The sequence below is a fragment of the Prevotella sp. oral taxon 313 genome (assembly GCF_003043935.1).
Lineage (GTDB): Bacteria > Bacteroidota > Bacteroidia > Bacteroidales > Bacteroidaceae > Prevotella > Prevotella jejuni.
Genome location: NZ_PYXE01000001.1, coordinates 3064279 through 3084954, shown reverse-complemented (window position 1 = coordinate 3084954; position 20676 = coordinate 3064279). Strand labels below are relative to the sequence as shown.

The window sequence follows — 20676 nt, the reverse complement described above, 5'->3', positions numbered from 1 at the left end:
AGATAATGGCAACCAACATGTGGTTGCCATTATTAGGGGGGAAGGTTATTAGCCTAATTGGACTTATTAGCCTAATAGGGCCAATAGACCTAATAAGCCAAATAGCCTTAAACCAAAGTTGCAATAATATCCTCGCGGTTACCTGGAAGCATATCAATGACTGGAATCTCAGGCATTGTATAGCAACCTGGAGCAAGGCGCATACTTGCACGTGCCACGTTAACAAGTACCTGTGCTGTAAGCGCAGGGTTATTGATAGACATATCGAAAGAGAAGTGCTGGTTGTGGGTCTTACCACTCACACCCTTACGAGTCATATGAACACCATGACCAACATCGTTCAAAGCTGCAACGCTTGGTACTGCAAACACGTGTAACTCATCGTGTGCAAAGTAGTCGTCAGCCTTAAGTTCCTTTGTTACATCCTCAAGGTTAGCACCCTCTTCCAACTCAACATAAACCATACGACGATGGATTCCCTCACCGAGAGGAATAGTCATTGACAAAGCTTCCTTAACGCCCTTCTTGCTACGAGCTACAACAGAGTGGCCCATTGAACGACCTGGACCAAAGTTGGTATAAGAAAGACCTTCTGGTGCGAGGCTCTCTAACAAGATACGAACAACTGAATCAGATCCTGGATCCCAACCAGCAGCAATAACACTAACGGTATTGGTGCGCTTGTTGTTCTCCATCTGCTTAGTACGATAGTCAAGGATTGAACCGTGAATATCAAAAGAATCTACAGTATTGATACCCAACGCAGAAATCTTCTCAGCATATTCTGGACAGCTGCGAGTTGGTGCAGCGAGGATAGCCACATCAACATCCTTCAACTTTGTTATATCATCAACAACCTCGTATGGGGTCAGTTCCAATGGTTTATCCTTGTCACCCTGACGGCGAACGATACCTGCAATCTCAAAATCCTTTGCTGCTTCAAGTGCCTGAACACTGTAAACACCAATGTTACCATAGCCAACAACGGCTGCTCTAATCTTTTTCATATTTATTTACAATTAAAAGTTTAGTTCTCGTTATCTCCTACAAAAGTAACGTTTTATTTGTAAAAAGTATCGTTTTAGTCACATTTTTAACAATATTATATAGTAAAAAGGATGGTTCTTCCGTTAAATGTGTGGACGCTTTTCGTAGTGCTTTAACGTAAGAGCCAAAGTTACTCATTAAACAAAAATATAGCTGAGACAGTCAACTATCTATCCTATTTTCATCCTCTTTCATTGAAAATCTTTTCGTTTTAAGACTTCGAAAATCTGCAGACAAAGGTTTGAAAAATCATTACATAATTTCAAGGGAAACACCTATAGCTAACGGCAAAAACACACACATGAAGCAGGTTTGCAATCAACAGGATATCAATTAGTTACCAGGTATAAAGTAAAAGGTGCCTAATTGGACTTCAAAAGGGCGTTAGCAAGGGTCTTAAAGAGCATCTTTTGCAAGCCAAAAGGGCGTCTTTTAGAAGCCAAAAGAGCATGTGTTCAAAATTATGATGTGAAAAATTATAACAGAATAATAAGTTATTAGCCTAATTAGCCCAATTGGACTAAATAGCCTAATTAGGCTAATAGGAATAAATTGCTTGTAGACGACAGATAGACATCACACCTAATTACATTTATCATATAGTTTACCCCCCTTATAAAACAATCTTATTGGAGGTAAGCTTACCATAGTATGTGGATTAATCTCACTCTATTAACAATCTACACATTTAACGGAAGAACCAAAAGGATATGAGCCTTGTTACCAGTCTGCCATCTATTCCCTCCCTCACGTCCTCCTTTTGAAGTACAATCCAGTAGGTAGTCGGTGGGTATAGTACTCTTTCTTTTTCTATTTTATACCTTAACAATACAATAATTTATATTCCTGTTACGTTACTAATCTTGTATATACAAAACCCCTTACCACGGTAAGGATTATTTTTATTGGATTATGATTGAATACATCAGGGGCGAATTGGCTGACCTGACACCTGCTTTGGCTGTTGTCGAGGCACATGGTGTGGGTTATGCACTGAACATTTCGCTCAACACTTATAGCGCCATACAAGGCAAGAGCTCAGTGAAACTTTATGTACACGAGGCTATTATGACAGGTGGACGGGACGACAACTATACGCTCTATGGCTTTGCCAACAAACAGGAACGTTCGCTCTATCGATTATTGATTACTGTTTCGGGGGTCGGTGCGAATACCGCTCGTATGATTCTCTCATCGCTGACACCTGCAGAACTTTGTAATGTCATTGCCAATGGTGACGAGAAGATGTTGAAGACGGTGAAGGGAATCGGACTCCGTACAGCACAACGCATCATCGTTGACTTGAAGGACAAGATTATGCAGAGCGGTATTGCAGACGAACTACATGTTAGCAGTCAGCCTAACACACCAGCTGTCAACGCTGCTATCAAGGACGAAGCGGTCAGTGCATTGACGATGCTGGGCTTCTCCCCTGCCCCATCTGCAAAGGTTGTTGTGAGTATCCTCGCTGAACAACCAGACCTACCAGTGGAACAGGTTGTTAAGTTGGCGTTGAAGATGATTAAGTAAAAGCGAACCAACCAACTGACCCCACAACTGGCCCCACAGCTGGCCCCTCCCCCATCCCCTCCCCCAAAGGGAGGGGCGTGATTACCGCCTACAACTGCACTTTGCTGTATCTTAGAGTTCATCATCGATTAGAACTATCCACCTACTCCAACATATCCCCTCCTTTGGAGGGGCTTGGGGAGGTATAGAACCACTTATCTTCTTGAAAAGAAAGTATTACATATCCATCCTTATTATCACACTTCTCGGCAGTATCGGACTGTTGAGTTGGGGACGCTCGGCACTTGGTTTTGCACCGATTGCTAAACTCGTCTATAGGGTAGCACCACCAGATACGGTTAAGAAAGCGAAGCCTATTGAAGTGGAGATTGATGAGGAGACTATTCCTGACTCTTTGCTACACCCTCGTTGGAAGGTGCAGCGCACAACCCCGATTACTTACGACGACCTCAAGGAGAACTCTACTGACCTTATACGCCCAGAGAATATGCGACAGACTGTGGAGTATAATGATTCGCTCGACCGCTATATCATTGGTTATAAGATTGGTAAGACTTACGTGATGGCTCCAATCATGATGACGCCAGAGGAGTATCGGAAGTGGACGGAGAAGCGTAGCTTTACAGATTACTACCGTTCAAAGAACCAAGAGATACTTAGGGAGAAGGGTAAGGATAAGTTCGACTTCACTGACATGCACTTCTCATTAGGTCCTGCTGAAAAGATATTCGGTCCTGGTGGTGTACGTATCAAGACACAGGGTTCGGCTGAACTGAAATTCGGTGCAAACATAAAGAACATTGATAACCCATCACTTCCTATCCGTAATCGTAAGACAACGGCAATGGACTTTGATGAGAAAATCAATGTCAATGTCAATGGTAAGGTGGGTGATAAGGTGAACATGAACCTTAACTACAATACCGATGCAACCTTCGACTTTGACACACAGAACTTCAAACTAAGATATGAAGGAAAGGAAGACGAGATTATCAAACTCGTTGAGGGTGGTAATGTTACCTTCCCTTCAAACAACTCTCTCGTACAGGGAGCATCTGCCCTCTTTGGTATTCGTACCGATATGCAGTTTGGTAAACTGAAGTTACAGACCGTATTGTCACAAAAGAAGAGTTCTAATAAAAGCGTTAGTTCACGTGGTGGCAAACAGCTTACACCATTTGAGATTGATGCTGCCGACTATGAAGAGAATCACCACTTCTTCCTCTCACAATATTTCCGCGACAACTACGACGCGGCAATGAAGTCATTGCCTAACCTCAAGACAGGTGTGACGATTAATCGTGTGGAGGTGTGGGTGACAAATAAGACTGGAACAACCAGTAACACACGTAACATTGTTGCACTGACCGACCTCGGTGAAAACAAGAAGATTAGCCGTACAGACCTGTGGGGAACTGGTAACGGACCCGTACCAACGAACAATGCCAATACAGAATACACCACTATTACACAGACCTATCCTGCTGCTCGTAACATAGACCAAGTGACGAGTATTCTTGATGGGGCAGGTCTTGTGGGTGGTAACGACTACGAGAAGTTGGCAAATGCCCGACTTCTCAATAGTTCTGAATACACAGTCAACAATGCCTTGGGTTATATCTCACTGAAAAGCGGACTACAGACTGATCAAGTTTTGGCGATTGCCTACGAATATACCTATGGTGGTGTAACCTATCAGGTGGGTGAGTTTGCCAGCGACCATACCAATATCAATGAGGCACTCTTCGTCAAGTCATTGAAGAACACCAGCAATAATCCTAAGCAAGGAAACTGGGACTTGATGATGAAAAACGTCTATTATTTAGCTGCTAACATTGAGCGTGATAAATTCCGCCTTGATGTGAAGTATCAGAGTGATACGACAGGTGTCTATCTGTCATACATCCCAGAACCACAAGTAAAGAACCAAACGCTCATCAAACTTCTCAATGCTGACCGATTAGATAATAACAATAATCCACATTCCAATGGTTATTTCGATTACGTTGAAGGCTATACTATCAGCAACGGACGTGTGTTCTTCCCAATGGCTGAACCTTTCGGTAACGGACTTCGGAAAGCATTGACGGATAAGGGTGTTACTACAGCTATTGCGAATAAGTACGTTTTCGAACAACTTTACGATTCTACAAAGACTATCGCCAAGCAGATTGCCGAGAAAGATAAGTTCGTCCTTGTTGGACAGTATCGTGGTTCGGCAGCCAACGTTATCTCCCTTGGAGCCTATAATGTTCCACAGGGTTCGGTAATAGTAACTGCGGGTGGTGTGACCTTGAATGAGGGTTCTGACTATAGCGTTGATTACAGTGCTGGTGAGGTGACTATCCTTAATCAGAGTATTATCGATGCAGGTACGGCAGTCAATGTATCATTGGAAAGTCAGAGTGCCTACCAGCAGGAGCGCAAGACGATGATTGGTGTAAACTGGGAGTACGACTTCTCGAAGGACTTCCAGATTGGTGGTACCTTCATGCACCTCTCTGAACAACCATTGACAACTAAGGTGAATATGGGTTCTGAACCACTCAACAACACCATTTGGGGACTGAATATCAACTGGAAGAAAGAGAGTCAGTGGCTTACAAATATGCTCAACAAGATTCCATTCCTGCACGTAACCCAGCCTTCTTACATTACTTTCTCTGCTGAGTTCGCACAGTTGTTAGCAGGCCAAAGCAAGGGAACACAGGACAATGCTTCTTATCTTGATGACTTTGAGGGAGCAAAGACAACTATTGACGTAAGTCAGCCTACCTCTTGGATTATCTCCAGTGTACCATCAGACTTCCCAGAGTATTCAGATAAGACAACCCTTCGCAGTGGCTTCAACCGAAGCTTATTGGCATGGTACACTATCGACCCACTCTTCACTCGTCGTAGTAGTTCGCTGACTCCGGGACACATCAAGAGTGACCTTGAACAGCTCTCTAACCATTATGTACGTGAGATTCCAGTTACCGAATTGTTCCCAAATCGTGATAGAAACTACAGCGGTTCTATCTCAACATTGAATATTCTAAACCTCGCTTACTATCCTTCTGAGCGTGGACCGTATAACTTCAATCCAAACTTGGATATCAATGGTCACCTCACAAACCCTACTGGAACATGGGGAGGTATGATGCGTAAGTTGGATACTAACGACTTCCAAACTGCTAACATCGAATATATAGAGTTCTGGATGCTCGACCCATTCATCTACTCCAACCGACTACCAAATGCAAACCAGTATGGTGGTGACTTCTATATCAACCTTGGAGAGGTGTCTGAAGACGTCCTGAAAGATGGTAAGAAGTTCTACGAGAGTGGTATGCCTGTAGACGGTAGTCACTCATGGACAACTACGCAATGGGGAAAAATACCAACACAAAGTACGATTACTTACGCCTTCGCAACCTCAAAGGGTAGTCGTGCGAAACAAGATGTCGGCTTTAATGGATTGACTGATGAGGAAGAACAGCAGTTTGCTTCTTATCAGAACTTCCTTACAGCAGCTCGTGCTAACACCAATCAGGCTATCTTCGACTCGATATGGGCAGACCCTGCCAATGACGACTACCACTATTTCCGTGGCTCTGACTGGGATGCAAAGCAGGCTTCTATCCTTGAACGATATAAGCGTATTAACAACCCACAGGGTAACTCACCAGACAATGACAACAACAACGAGCGTTACGATACCTCGTATAAAACAACGCCTGATGTAGAGGATATCAATCAGGACTATACGCTGAACGAATATGAGAAATACTATCAGTACCATATTAGTATTCGTCCACAAGACCTTGTCGTAGGTCAGAACTTCATTGTTGACAAGCGTGTAGCCTCAGCCCCACTGCGTAAGGGTGGTTCTGAACCTGTCACATGGTATCAGTTCCGTATTCCTTTAGAGGAGTTCCAGAAGCGTGTGGGTAATATCAGTGACTTTACCAGCATCCGCTTTATGCGTATGTTCCTCACTGGTTTTGCAAAGCCTATCGTACTCCGCTTTGGTACCTTCGACCTTGTAAGTGGTAAGTGGCGTCAGTATCAGCAGAACCTTACCAACTCTGCAAGTAATTCGGGTACAATGTCAGTGAGTGCCGTGAGCCTTGAAGAGAATAATGAGAAGACTCCTGTAAACTATGTAATACCTCCAGGCATTGAACGTGGAAAGGACCCTAACCAGCCACAGTTGGTTGAGGAGAATGAGCAGGCACTCTCTATGGTTGTCAACAATCTTGGAACAGGCGAGTCAAAAGCGGTCTATAAGAATACAACCCTCGACCTTCGTCAGTACAAGCGTCTGCAGATGTTCGTACATGCAAACGCTTTTGAACAGAATACAACTAACCTTACGGATAACCAGTTGGCTGTGTTCATCCGTTTGGGTTCTGATTACAAGAACAACTACTACGAGTATGAAATTCCTTTGAAGCTGTCAGCTCCAGGTCATTACGATACAAACACAGGGAAAGAGCGACGTATTGTATGGCCAGAGGAGAACATGCTCGACATACCATTGAAGCTCCTCACCTCCGTAAAGAAGCAACGTAATCAAGCACGTGGAGCAGGTACAGCAAGCTATAACCGTGCTTTCTCTATATACGACACCGATCATCCTGCTAACAAAGTAACGGTGATGGGTAACCCAACCCTTGGTGAAGTAAAGACAATGATTATCGGTGTTCGCAACCTTTCCAGCAGTCAGAAGAGTGGAGAGGTATGGGTGAATGAGCTACGTCTACGAGAGTTTAACAACGAAGGTGGATGGGCAGCAAGAGGTCAGCTTAACCTACAGCTGTCTGACTTCGGTACTGTGGATGTTAATGCCAGCCATAGCACTGATGGCTTCGGTGGTTTGGAGCAGGGTGTTAACGAGCGACAGCAGGAGTCCAAGACGGATGTTTCTGTTACCACAAGTCTTGAATTAGGAAAGTTCTTCCCTGACAAAGCAAAGGTATCAGCACCATTATATTACAGTATCACCAAGAGCGAGAGTCGCCCTAAGTATAATCCTCTCGACACGGATATGGAATTGAAGGATGCTCTTGATGGTACTGCTAACCGTCAAGAGCGTGACTCCATCGAGTCTATTGCCGTTACGAAACGACTGACAACGAACTTCTCTTTGTCTAATGTACGTGTTGGTATTCAGACGAAGAACCACCCTATGCCATACGACCCTGCCAACTTCTCATTCTCTTATAGCCACTCTCATTCTCACACATCGGGTGAGACAACGGTCTATGAGAATGAAGACAACTGGCGTGGAGCATTGAACTATAACTGGACCCCAGTATATAAGTCTTGGGAACCTTTCAAGCATCTTATCAAGAGTAGGTCGAAATGGTTTGAAATCCTCAAACGCTTCGGGCTAAACTGGCTCCCACAGAACGTAACCTTCAACACTGAAATGGTGCGCAACTACTACGAGTTGCAGGAGCGTGATATGGAATCAACTGAGAACAGTCTGCTACCTCTTACCTTCAGTGAGCAGTTCCTTTGGAATCGTGACTTCGCTCTACGTTGGGACTTGACACGCAATCTCCACATGAACTTCCAAAGTGCGACACATGCTGAGATTGAAGAACCTTACACTCCTATTAATAAAGACCTCTATGCCGACCGTTATCAGGCATGGAAAGACTCGGTATGGACAAGCATTAAACACTTCGGTACTCCACTCGATTACCAACAGAATTTTACGCTTTCTTATCAGCTTCCACTCAATCTGCTACCTATCTTTGACTGGGTAAATGCTGATGCGAATTATACTGCATCTTATACTTGGGTGCGTGGAACGAGTCTTGATAATGGTACTTCGCTCGGTAATACCATCACAAGTAACCGTGCATTGAACATCAATAGTAGCTTCAACTTTGAACGCCTCTATAACCATATTCCTTTCTTAAAGAAAACGAACGAACGCTTCAACCGCACCCGCCCTACTCGTCCTAAGCTGACTGCAGAACAGAAGAAGGCTGAGAGGGAAAAGAAAGAAAAAGAAAAAAAGGAGAAAGGTCAAGACGATGACAAGAAGAAAGCACTGCCTAAGAACCAGAAGAGCTTTGAAAAGGAAATCGTTATCAATGCCGATTCTGCTATCCTTGTTTCACATGGCAAGAATACAAAACGCCTTATCATCTCAGCTAAAGACGAAAGAGGAAAGGCTATCAAGATTAAATATCGTAAGGTAGGTGATACGCAGTTGAAAGTCTTTAATCGTACAGACTCTGCTATCCGCATGAAGCTTACCGTAACGCCTAAGGAACCACTCGATAATAAGGGTTGGTATAAGACAGCACAGTGTGTGGCACGTGCGCTGATGATGGTACGTTCGGCAAGTATTTCTTATCGTGACCAATATGCAATGGCACTGCCTGGATTTATGCCAACGGTGGGTGATGCCTTTGGACAGACACGTGGAACAGGTGCTTTATCACCAGGTCTTGACTTCGCTTTCGGTCTTATTGATGACGACTATATCGGTAAGGCACGTGACAACAATTGGTTGCTTATGAACGACAGTGTAGCTACACCTGCTGTAACGAATCGCACCGAAGACTTACAGATTCGTATGACACTTGAACCATTTAAGGACTTTAAGATTGACCTTACTGCCAGTCGTATGCAGACAACCTCACGAAGCATCCAATATATGTACACGGGTACGCCTACAACACAGAGCGGTTCACTTACCATGACAACCCTATCATTAGGTACTGCATTCGAAAGTCAGGGCAATGCCAACAACGGCTATCATAGTCCAACGTTTAATCGTTTCGTGCAGTCACTTGATAGTTATCGCAATCGTGTCGAGGTACAATATAACAATGCAACCTACCCTGCTTCTTTCGGTGGCGGACACTTCACTCCTGCAGTAGGTGCTGTTAATAAGTATAGCGCAGATGTTATGGTTCCTGCTTTCCTCAATGCGTACACCAGCATGAGTGGAAACGGACTCAACATATTCCCTTCTCTGCGCAGTTTATTACCTAACTGGTCTATCCGTTACAGCGGTCTTTCACGCTTGCCATTCTTTGAACAGTTCTTCAAGAGTGTTAACATCAATCATGCTTACCGCAGTATCTTTGCTATCGGTTCTTATCAGAGCTATAGCACATGGCAGGAATACATGAACGGACTCGGTTTCATTACTGATGCAACTACGGGTAACCCTATCCCAAGTTCGATGTATAACATCTCACAGGTGAGTATCAACGAGGCTTTCTCGCCTCTGTTAGGTGTTGATGTAACTCTTCAGAACAACCTCACAGCACGCTTGGAGTATCGCCAGACACGTGTATTATCACTCTCGATGACCAGTGTACAGTTGAATGAAGCCTCATCAAAAGACTGGGTTATCGGTATTGGTTATAGAATCAACGACTTCAATCTTTTCAACAATGGTACACGACGTGTGGCTAAGAGTAAGAAGAAAAAGACATCAGACTCCTCACAGCAAGACAACAGTTCTTCTCGTCAGAACAACGGATTGAACCGTGACCTCAACCTACGTCTTGACATGAGCTATCGTCAGCAAGCATCGCTCACACGCGACATTGCTTCGCTCACCTCAGCAGCTTCAAGTGGTAACACCGCTTTCAAATTCTCTTTCTTGAGCGATTACACCTTGAGCCGCTTGGTTACTGCCAGTCTCTACTACGACTTACAGATTAATACTCCACTCCTATCATCAGGCAGTTACCCTACAACCACCCACGACTTTGGTGTGAGCCTAAGACTTAGTCTGACAAGGTAAACTAAGAGATTTCAATTTTGCAATCACGATTGCAAAATATAACTTGAATATTCGTTTTATTCCAAGAAACATGAAAAGGTGTACTATTTTTTCACTTTAAGTACACCTTGTATTAATTTACTTGTTTTCTGTTTTTCTATACAGAACCATCCAAAGAATGTCATTCTAAGACCAATATAAAGCTATTTTATTGCAAACTCTCTAACGCTCCTCTCGGAATCATACCAATCTAAGATGAGTTTAAGAATCCTTGAGGTAGGACGTTCTGCAATTGGCGTATATTGATTTATATGCTTTGTAAATAGAACGAAGGTCCCTTCCAGTTGCGTATCTTTAAATTCTGGGGCTATGCGTCCTTCACACTCTCTTAAGCCAATAATACGACAAAGTTCTCCACATTCCATATCCAGAATATGCTCAAATTCATAACCCATCCATACCCATCCTTTCTCATCAAAGAGTTTCCCAAAATAAGCTTGTGACTCCTTATTCTTCACGACAAGCAGTTTAGGTTTTACAACTTCCTCAATAATGTGCATCGTAAGATTTAATTGGTCAACAATAAATTTTATACCATCAGATGTCTTTAATATTTGGGTTTTCAAAATATTCTGCTCTCTCTCCTTAAAATAGAAAATATCAAGATAATCAGACTTATCTCTTAAATCTATATCTTCGTCAAAAAGCATCTTCTTTACTGGACTCCAATAATTATCATATTGTTGCCCATACCAGATTTCTTTTATTGGTCCATGAATAATCCCACTATCTTCATTATTGCGAAACGATGGATTAATTCCTGTTACTAAAATCTCACTTTGAACATTGTCTGCATAAGTATAACCTCTGCTAATAATCTCATTGGGAAGTGAAGCAATGTATTCCTCATTCCAAATCTCAGCTAATCTTTTTCCTATATCCATAATTAAAATTCTATAATAGCTTTCTTATTTTATTTATCAATTCACCTCTTTCAACTGTATCAAGAATAGTTATATCATCAGAAAAAAATACAGGAATATTTGTTCCACGTATAATATAATGATTATCTATTTCTGTGACAGGATCTATCCATCGATCTGCACCGAAAATTAGATATCGGCAATAATCTGTAAAGAATACTATAACCAAAGGGTTGATTTTTCTTATAGTTTCATAAGTCAGTTCTAACTGCTCTCGAATAAAATTCTCATCACTTTTAAGCATCTTGTCTCTATCATTCTCACGCATATACAATAGATTTATCTGTGTATATCCTTTTTCAAAAGATGCAGCAAATTCTTCTAAGCTTTTAAAATACTCTGGAGCATCATCACGCTGATAGAAACTTCCATACATTAATGATTCTTTATCTGTACTCAGGAGCATTAGTTCGTCATCCCTATAATCGTAAGCAGGATTGATTCCCACGAACAATATACTATCTTTAACTCCATCTGCTGCAAAAAGAGGCTTTCTACGAATAAAGTCATAATCTAAACATTGATACTTATTCCATATAGACGCAAGTCTTGTTTCTATCCGTCCATTCTCATTAAGATCAAAGAAAATAGGAGACTGCATATTTAATTCCTCTTCAACATTGGAAAAATTACTTTCCTGTTGGGAAACTTCTTCTATAAGCACAGCAGGTTGAAACTTCCTACTTTTATTAGAGTTCATGGGAGCATGTTTCTTCTTTAACCAATACTTTATATAGGTAATTACACCTATGATAAAGCTAAGAGCAATGATAAATATAAGTGTATAAGATAAAGTAGCAGTAGGAGAATCAGCCAAAGCCATCAGGTAAGCACCACCTATAATCATTGATAATGCAATTAGAACAGATTGATAAACCTTGAAGAAACGTCTCCGCTTTTGTTTTGAATATATCCGTTTATAGTTTTCCAGATGAGGGTCGTCAGAATCAATTATTTCCAACTCTTGAACAGCCAGTCTATATTTCTCGAGAAGGGCATCAGTATATTTATTTCTTATCTTTGCTTCATCTCCTCCAGACTCCCACTTATTAGCTTTCAATAATACAGAAAGTTTAGAAAGAACTTGAAGTAAAGGCTCTTTCTCAAGTGGGATATCTAAATTATTTAACGCATCTATATTTTCAAGTACTGCTCCGTCCAAAATATATAATTGATTTTTTCGTTCTATATCAGCATGCACAATAGCCTCCTGACGTCGGCATTCGTTTTCTATTCTTTTTCTTTCAGATGAAGATATTCTGCTTCTATTTGAATTCCTAACACGACGATAAGGTGTAGAATGTCTATCACCAAAAATTATATTACTGATAAACTTTCCTGTATTTTTACCCAATTCTCTCTTTAATGAGTTCTCAAATGTTCCCATAGATTATTGTTTATAAATTGCTAAGATAATAGTATGATAAGTGTATTATCAAGAGAAAATCTGTCTTCAAATATTGATTCAAATATTTACTCTAAAAAGTACACACTGCAAATTTAACATTTTTATTTTATTCTTAGATAAAAATTAAGAATAAATATATGATAAACATAAAACATTTATCTAACCAACTGTATAAAAGCAAAGACTATAGAAATATATCCAACAAACAAGTTTATATATCTTACCCATAAAAACATTTGCAATTAATAAAAAATATTGCAAGTTCATCGAAATACAATCAAAATCACATTCCATCGAGTGAGGTTAAAGCACAATGGAGAAACCGTTTCGATGTACTCGCCACTCTAAGTGGCACTGATGTATTTCTTTATATGACATAAATCTCTTTTGTTTTCTTTGTACTAAACAAAGTACCCTACATTTAACAACACTGTGTGTCATTACCATCTTTTTAGTGTTATGACTTCTGCACGTTAATAAAAGATAGAAAGTTCTTATCTTCTTATTGATGACTATGAAATTTGGAAATCGCGATTTCCAAATCTCACTTGAACACATATTTTCAAGGTCCTACGCATAGACGACGAGACTGCAACACGATGGTATCTTGAAGCAGCATCAAAGGAAATGTGGAGCGTCCGAACACTTGACAGACACAAACCTTACTATTACAAAAATAATAAAGAAAGTTCTTCCCCACTCTCTCCAAAAGGAGAGAATGGAGAAGAAATCAGTCTAAAATGTAATAACTTTTCTACTCCTCGTTTTTAATCAAGCACCTTCTGCATTCAAATTAACACCCTTTTGGCTTGCAAAAGACGCTCTTTTGAAGTGTTACTAACGCCCTTTAAGAAGCTTATTAAGCACCTTTTCTTTCACAAGTTTGCAATCATCTGATAATCTGAAGGTTATAAAGATGGAAACTAAAGCATTATTTTACAGTATCAATAGGGGTTAAAGCCCTATTTGTGTAAAACATTTTCGCATATCAAAATAGTATTTATCAAACTATAAAAGCATTATCTTCCTACCTAAAAACAAAAACAGACTGCCGTGTCTTAAGGACATAAGCAGTCTGTTGGGAAAGTATTTTAGAATTTGAAAACTATTAAAGAGGATACTCGTCAAAGGCGTAAAGCACTGTTGAGAGATAACGCTCACCTGTATCTGGAAGCAAGGTTACGATGGTCTTACCTGCATTCTCAGGACGCTTAGCAATCTCAGTAGCTGCAAAAGCAGCTGCGCCAGAAGAAATACCAACCAACAAACCTTCTTGTTGTGCCAACTGACGACCAGCAAGGATAGCTTGATCATTCTCTACTTGGAATATCTCATCAACATACTTATTATTGTAAGTGTTTGGCACAAAGCCAGCACCAATACCCTGAATCTTATGTGGTCCACTCTCGCCACCGCTCAATACAGGAGATGAAGTTGGCTCAACAGCAATAATCTTCACATCAGGATTCTGCTCCTTGAGATAGCGACCGATACCACTCACCGTACCACCAGTACCTACACCAGCTACAAACACATCAACCTTACCATCTGTATCGCGCCAAATCTCAGGGCCCGTAGTAAGATAGTGGCGTTCTGGATTAGCCTGATTCTCGAACTGCTGAAGGATAATACTACCTGGAATAGAATCTCTCAACTCCTCCGCAGCCTTGATAGCACCCTTCATACCATCCTTTCCACTTGTCAACTTCACCGTAGCACCGTAAGCCTTTACAAGGTTACGACGTTCCACACTCATAGTCTCTGGCATGGTGAGAATAAGCTTATAACCCTTCACTGCAGACACCAAAGCCAAGCCAACGCCTGTATTGCCACTGGTTGGCTCAATGATAGTAGCCCCTGGCTTCAAGAGTCCCTTAGCCTCAGCATCCTCTATCATCGCCAATGCTATACGATCCTTCACACTACCACCTGGATTGAAATACTCAACCTTTGCAAGAACGGGAGTCTTGAGTCCTCTTTCTGCAGAGAATTTATTAAGTGCTAACAGTGGTGTATTACCGATAAGTTCTGTGAGTTTGTTTACTATCTTTGCCATATTCTTTGGGATTTAATTTCTTACTTAATGTTTACGGATGCAAAGGTACGGACATTTACTAATATGTGAAATACTCTCTTTATGCTATTTAGCATACCACAAATGTGGTATTTGTATTAAAATAAAGCATTCTTATTGCCATTAACGCAAAATTCCTTATATTTGCACTACGATTGTCATAATATCTACGAGTATGCAGAAATACGCAGATTACATAGAAGAGATTGAGATTGACTCGCTTTGGAGCGGGAAGAAACATATCCGTTGGACACTGGACCGACAGGTGAATATCCTAAGTGGTATTAATGGTGTCGGGAAGAGTACCATACTTAATAAGGTGGTACGCAGTCTGTCGCAAGGTGGTGAGTTCCCCAGCCATTCATTGAAGGGTGTCCGACTAAAGGTAAGTCCTAATGATGCACGATGGATACGTTATGACATTATCCGCTCGTTTGACCGTCCACTGATGAACTCGGATAGCATTAGCAAGATTAACGTTGATCTTGTTACAGAACTTGATTGGCAGCTTTTCCAACTTCAACGTAAATATCTTGACTATCAGGTGAACATCGGTAATCGTATCATCGAGACCTTACAAAGTGGTGAGGCAGATGCTGCAGAGAAAGCGCAGCAGATTTCTCAACCTAAAAAACGCTTTCAAGACATCTTAGACGACCTCTTCACCGAGACAGGTAAGAAGATTATTCGCTCGGAGAATGAGATAAAGTTCTCATCACTCGGTGAGGTATTGGCTCCTTATCAGCTGTCAAGTGGTGAGAAGCAGATTTTGGTTATCCTGCTGACCGTATTGGTAGAAGACAATGAACATTACGTTCTCTTTATGGACGAGCCAGAGGTGAGTCTGCATATAGAGTGGCAGAAACGCTTAATCGACCTCATCTTAGAACTGAATCCGAATGTTCAGATTATCCTCACTACCCACAGTCCAGCTGTCATCATGAACGGATGGATTGACCGTGTAACAGAAGTTACAGACATAACCGATAAATGATTGTCTGAAGGAGGGAGTAATGGGAAAAAGACTGAGTGACAACCTATCATCGGCTTATATTGATGCAGCAAACCGATTGAACGGTAAGCGGGCACGGAGAAAGATTATCGCATACGTGGAAGCGTATGACGATATCTTCTTTTGGCGCACTGTCTTAAGCGGTTTTGAGAACGAGGAGCGTTACTTTGAAGTGATGTTGCCATCGCGATTAAACCTTACCAAGGGCAAACGATCGGTATTGATGAACCTTGTTTCGCAGAATATTGGTGAGAACATGATTGCTTGTGTTGATGCTGATTATGACTATCTGCTACAAGGAACTACCCCACTATCCGATGAAGTAATCAACAACCCATACGTTTTCCATACGTATGCTTACGCTATTGAAAACCTACAATGTTACGCACCGAGTCTACATGATGTGACAGTAGCAGTAACGCTCAACGACCATTCTATCTTTAACTTCGAAGAGTTCCTAAAGCTATACAGTGAGAGTATACATCCCCTCTTTGTCTGGAGTATTTGGCATTATCGCCAAGGTATTCATCGACGTTTTACGATCTCCGACTTTAATCGAGTTGTGGAGATTGGTAATTTCTCTCTACAAGGGGCAACTGAAAGTATTCAACGGCTACGCCATAAGGTGCAGATGCGTGTACGACAACTGCAAAAGGAGAATCCGAACGCAAAGGATAGCTATCTAAAACTAAAAGACGAACTGCGTTCCTTAGGTGTTACACCTTCAACAACCTACTTATATATACAAGGTCATCATCTCTTTGATAATATCATCGTACCGGTCTTGAAGCGGGTATGCGACCTTCTTGTGCGCGAACGTGAAGACGAGATTAACCGCAATGCAGTACACGATACGCAACGTCGAAACGAACTATCAAGTTATGGCCATAGTACGGAGGCGATTATCCCTATGCTCCGTCGCAATGTTGGTTATACGAACGCTGAACCATTCCTAAGATTGAAAGAAGATATTTATACATTCTTGAATCCACCGACACAACAACCAACAGACTAAGTCCTTCTGTTTTTTTCATAACATCACCCTACCCCCATGCTTGTATCTATACTTTCTTTACTAAGTGGGGCATTATCTGCTGTAGTTTTATTATCTTTGTACTCAAAATCTAAACAACAAAATTCATACATGAAGAAGACTCTACTTTTAATCGCAACACTGCTGACAAGTTACGTCAGTATGGCACAAGAGACTTACCATCCAACGGCAGAGAATCTTAAAGCACGCGAACAGTTCCAAGACGAGAAGTTTGGTATCTTTCTGCATTGGGGACTCTACTCAATGATGGGTACTACCGAATGGATTATGACCAACAGGGATATCAACTATAAAGAATATCCTAAATTGGCAAAGACGTTCTATCCTTCAGAGTTCGATGCGGATGCTTGGGTAAAAGCTATCAAGGCTGCTGGTGCAAAGTATATCACCATTACGACACGCCACCACGATGGATTCTCACTCTTTAAGACGGCTACCAGCCCGTATAATTCCGTTGATGGTACTCCTTTCAAACGTGACATCATTAAAGAAATGGCTGATGCATGCCAACGAAATGGTATCAAGTTGCATCTTTACTATTCTCACCTTGACTGGGGACGCGAAGACTATCCAGTGGGAAGAACAGGAACTGGCACTGGTAGACCAAAAGAGAAGGCTAACTGGGCAAGCTACTATAAGTTCACGAACACACAGCTGACAGAATTGCTCACAAACTATGGAAAGGTGGGGGCAATCTGGTTTGATGGTTGGTGGGATCATGACAGCGACGCAAAACCTTTCGACTGGCAGTTGGAGGAACAATATGCAATGATTCATAAGCTACAGCCACAGTGCCTTGTTGCTAACAACCACCATCATACTCCTTTCCCTGGTGAGGATATTCAGATCTTTGAGCGTGACCTACCAGGTGAGAACAAGGCTGGACTGTCCGGACAGAGCATCAGCCGTCTGCCTTTGGAGTCATGCCAGACTATCAACGAGCATTGGGGTTACAACATCACCGACACCCTCTACAAGTCACCAAAGGAGTTGATTCAGATGCTTGTTCGTGCTGCTGGTAAGAATGCCAACCTCCTCCTCAACATCGGTCCAGAGCCAGGTGGTGCCCTTCCCGAACTTGCCCTCAACCGCCTTCAGGCTATCGGTGAATGGCTGAACAAATACGGCGAGACCATTTACGGCACTCGTGGCGGCATCGTTGGGCCACATGAATGGGGAGTAAGTACACAGCGTGGTAACAAACTCTACATCCACATCCTAAACTGTATGGACTCCAGCCTCTTCATCCCTACTGGCAACCACAAAATCAAGTCTGCCACCGTCTTTGGTACCAACAAGCGTGTCAACTTCACAAAGACTGGTAATGGCATCACCCTTAACCTCGACACCATCCCAACTGATATTGATTATATCGTTGAGTTGACGTTGTGATAGAGGATTCAAGTTTATTAATATACAAAACAATCCGCAGCAATCACTTCGTTGCTGCGGGTCTATTTATATGTAAGTATAGATTACTGTCTCCACCATATTCCATACTTATTATCAACAACTACCATTTTCGATATTAGAAGAAAATATATTTGAAGCCTATTTATTAGATATTATTATAGTATCAGTTTTCAAACTATCTAATAATGAATAAGATTTTTTTTCTAACATACGAAATTCTGTAATATTCTCTTTGGTGGGAGTTTCTTTAATTGTAAGATTATGATATCCAAATATAAATACAAAAATAACTCCTACAACAAAAGCTACCATTTGGAGAAATTCTAAAACAGTTATATTTGAAGAGTAAACGCCTTCAATATTCTCTCCTTCAGAATCTTTGGCTTCCTCCGTTTTCACATTAGATTTATTGGTTTTAGATAAATTACCAACCATTGCTCCTAATGTAAGAAACCCCAATATCATAGATAAAACTAATATGATCCATGATGCAAGTAACCATCCTATACTATGTACTCCAGATATACTCCCCAAAAACGTTTTACAAAAAGTAACAGTAAAAGTAATAACACCTGTCGATAACGTTATTAGTAACTTTACCATATCTGATGCTATAGTAAATGCTCTATCTTGTTTATCCATATTTAACAAAATGGCCATATTGGACAAATTTTAAATCGGGCAGTTGTAAACGTCCTATTTTCAACTATTCTTCTCGGAGAAGTTTTTATATCGCACAATTTCCTCGATAACACGATTATATTTTTTCGAGCTATAGAAGAGCAAAATCATTGTGCATATCCTCATATGACATTCTATCAACACCTGCTGAAATTATTTCACGCAGTTGCATTCTTGCTTCTACAGAAAGTGTAAAACCATTTCTACGAAATTCGTTGTTAGATATGTCAAAAAGTTCTTTTTTAAAATTATCTCTATTCATACTCATTTATTTTTTATTAAATATTTAGTTTCTATTATTTACAACCATTATTCCATCCCCACAAATATTTCTAATCTCAAAACGGCGAAATTTGTTTTCAGAGGTTATTGTACTATCCAAGAAACCTTATTCTTACGTATATAACCAAGGTAGTCGATGAGAGTTTTGAATCGCCATACTAAAGAGAGAAAGATTCGAATGAATCACTATAAAAAATAGAAACCAAATTATTCTGAATCTTTCTTCAACCAACCTGTTAGACTTAGGCTCTTTGTTAATTATCGCTATTCTTTAAGATTAAACTCCTCCATCTTTACATTCTTACTCAACTATTTAAAAATTATTATTCTTTTAAAATCACACATGCTTCATTAACATTGATAAGGTTTAGCTTGTTAAGATTAAGAAATAACAACTCTCACCTTCTATCTCTATCTTTCCCATGCCTATTTATAAGAGCTTTCTTTTCTTCACTCGCCAACCTCCTTTCTACTTTCTTAACATCCTCTGCAGGGGGGAGATTCTCTGGTATAATACCACGTTGAATCATCATTTGCCGAACAGCTTTATTATTTTCAATATGTTCATTACTGATTTGACCTTCTCCATATAAGTCCTTTTGTTGTACATTGACGTTAGTCATTTCAGCTGCAAAATCCTTCGCTTTAATACTGATAGTCGGTAGGAAATCAGCAACAGGTCTACTTGCAGGCACTCCCATCTTCTTTTTCATTTGTGCTGTACTCAAGCGAAACAATGCCTGATCTCCTTTAGAGCGGATTACAGCAAAGCCTTTACTGTCAACACCTCGTTCATAAAGAATACCAGATAAATGCTTTTCTGTCTCTTGCAGTTTTGTACGAGCTTTTACACGTTCTATCTCCAATAGCCTTTGCTCTATTAACTCAGCCTTACGTGTCTGCATCGCAAAATAGGTTTGTGCAAAAGCTATCTGCTCTTTACGTGGGTCACCATTTTGTGCAATGAGGTAACAAGCATAGCGAGTTAAGAGAATATCCTCAATTTCACGTTCGGACCCAGACCCGAGATTAACCATTTTCCTGACGTCAGGAAAATGGTCAGAAACCAAACTCCCTGCATTTTCACAGGCAATTTTGGCTTTATCTATTACTTTCGAGAAGTTCTCCCATTTAGAATAACCCAAAAGCAGCTGAAGTTCGCGTGCACTCCAACATTCAATCCCCTCGACCTCTACAGCCACAGCTTCAAAGCCATTGTATAGTTCTTGAATTACTTCTTTTTGCATCTTATCAGTTTTGTAGCTTTTATCTTTTTCATAGCAGCAAGACTTAGAACACTTTGTTGCTTAGATATTAAATATTCTCTCACTTTATCGCCATTTACGAACAAGAAAATATATAGTGTCCTTCCTTGCGCTCTTTCATAGATGAGTTTTTAGTTACACCTTCCATTAACATGGGTAACACCTTGCAAATATAATATAAAA

At 40.9% G+C, this 20676-nt stretch carries 12 protein-coding genes; 5 read left to right on the top strand and 7 right to left on the bottom strand.

Going from position 1 to position 20676, the window contains the following annotated elements; translation table 11 throughout:
• Positions 1-107: 107 nt before the first annotated feature.
• Positions 108-1007, bottom strand: a complete 900-nt coding sequence (locus tag AXF23_RS12045; RefSeq protein WP_013264716.1) for a diaminopimelate dehydrogenase — start codon at positions 1005-1007, stop codon at positions 108-110.
• Positions 1008-1959: 952 nt separating this feature from the next.
• Between AXF23_RS12045 and ruvA the strand changes: the two genes are divergently transcribed.
• Both ruvA and sprA read left to right on the top strand, forming a co-directional pair.
• Positions 1960-2577, top strand: a complete 618-nt coding sequence (gene ruvA, locus AXF23_RS12040) for a Holliday junction branch migration protein RuvA (RefSeq protein WP_089366490.1) — start codon at positions 1960-1962, stop codon at positions 2575-2577.
• 202 nt (positions 2578-2779) lie between these two features.
• Positions 2780-10342: a T9SS outer membrane translocon Sov/SprA gene (sprA, locus tag AXF23_RS12035; RefSeq protein ID WP_107625460.1), complete on the top strand. Its 7563-nt coding sequence runs from the start codon at positions 2780-2782 to the stop codon at positions 10340-10342.
• Positions 10343-10524: 182 nt separating this feature from the next.
• On the opposite strand, the gene AXF23_RS12030 is transcribed toward sprA, so the two are convergent.
• From AXF23_RS12030 to cysK, 3 genes are all read right to left on the bottom strand, one after another.
• Positions 10525-11265: a hypothetical protein gene (locus AXF23_RS12030; protein ID WP_004360737.1), complete on the bottom strand. Its 741-nt coding sequence runs from the start codon at positions 11263-11265 to the stop codon at positions 10525-10527.
• 10 nt (positions 11266-11275) lie between these two features.
• Positions 11276-12691 carry a hypothetical protein gene (locus AXF23_RS12025; protein WP_107625459.1) on the bottom strand — a complete coding sequence of 472 codons (1416 nt, stop codon included), beginning with the start codon at positions 12689-12691 and terminating at the stop codon, positions 11276-11278.
• A gap of 1129 nt (positions 12692-13820) precedes the next feature.
• Positions 13821-14768 (bottom strand): cysteine synthase A, encoded by a 948-nt coding sequence (cysK, locus tag AXF23_RS12020; protein WP_009011384.1) that lies wholly within the window; start codon positions 14766-14768, stop codon positions 13821-13823.
• Between the two features lie 193 nt (positions 14769-14961).
• Here cysK and AXF23_RS12015 point away from each other — a divergent pair, with 193 nt between their 5' ends.
• The 3 genes from AXF23_RS12015 (at position 14962) to AXF23_RS12005 (ending at position 18244) form a co-directional block, all read left to right on the top strand.
• The gene (locus tag AXF23_RS12015; protein ID WP_089366484.1) at positions 14962-15780 is read left to right on the top strand and encodes an AAA family ATPase; all 819 of its coding nucleotides are present in this window, start codon (positions 14962-14964) and stop codon (positions 15778-15780) included.
• Between the two features lie 19 nt (positions 15781-15799).
• A complete protein-coding gene (locus AXF23_RS12010) occupies positions 15800-16813 on the top strand; it encodes a DUF4435 domain-containing protein (protein WP_107625458.1) in 1014 nt (337 codons plus the stop codon).
• Positions 16814-16942: 129 nt separating this feature from the next.
• Positions 16943-18244, top strand: a complete 1302-nt coding sequence (locus AXF23_RS12005; protein ID WP_107625457.1) for an alpha-L-fucosidase — start codon at positions 16943-16945, stop codon at positions 18242-18244.
• A 159-nt stretch (positions 18245-18403) separates the two neighbouring features.
• Here AXF23_RS12005 and AXF23_RS12000 read toward each other — a convergent pair whose 3' ends face one another.
• From AXF23_RS12000 to dinD, 3 genes are all read right to left on the bottom strand, one after another.
• On the bottom strand, positions 18404-18907 hold the full coding sequence (locus tag AXF23_RS12000) for a hypothetical protein (protein WP_146156744.1): 504 nt from the start codon (positions 18905-18907) through the stop codon (positions 18404-18406).
• 130 nt (positions 18908-19037) lie between these two features.
• On the bottom strand, positions 19038-19208 hold the full coding sequence (locus tag AXF23_RS15980; protein WP_158267693.1) for a hypothetical protein: 171 nt from the start codon (positions 19206-19208) through the stop codon (positions 19038-19040).
• 418 nt (positions 19209-19626) lie between these two features.
• Complete coding sequence (gene dinD, locus AXF23_RS11995; RefSeq protein ID WP_107625455.1) at positions 19627-20475, bottom strand: DNA damage-inducible protein D; 849 nt, start codon at positions 20473-20475, stop codon at positions 19627-19629.
• Positions 20476-20676: the final 201 nt, after the last annotated feature.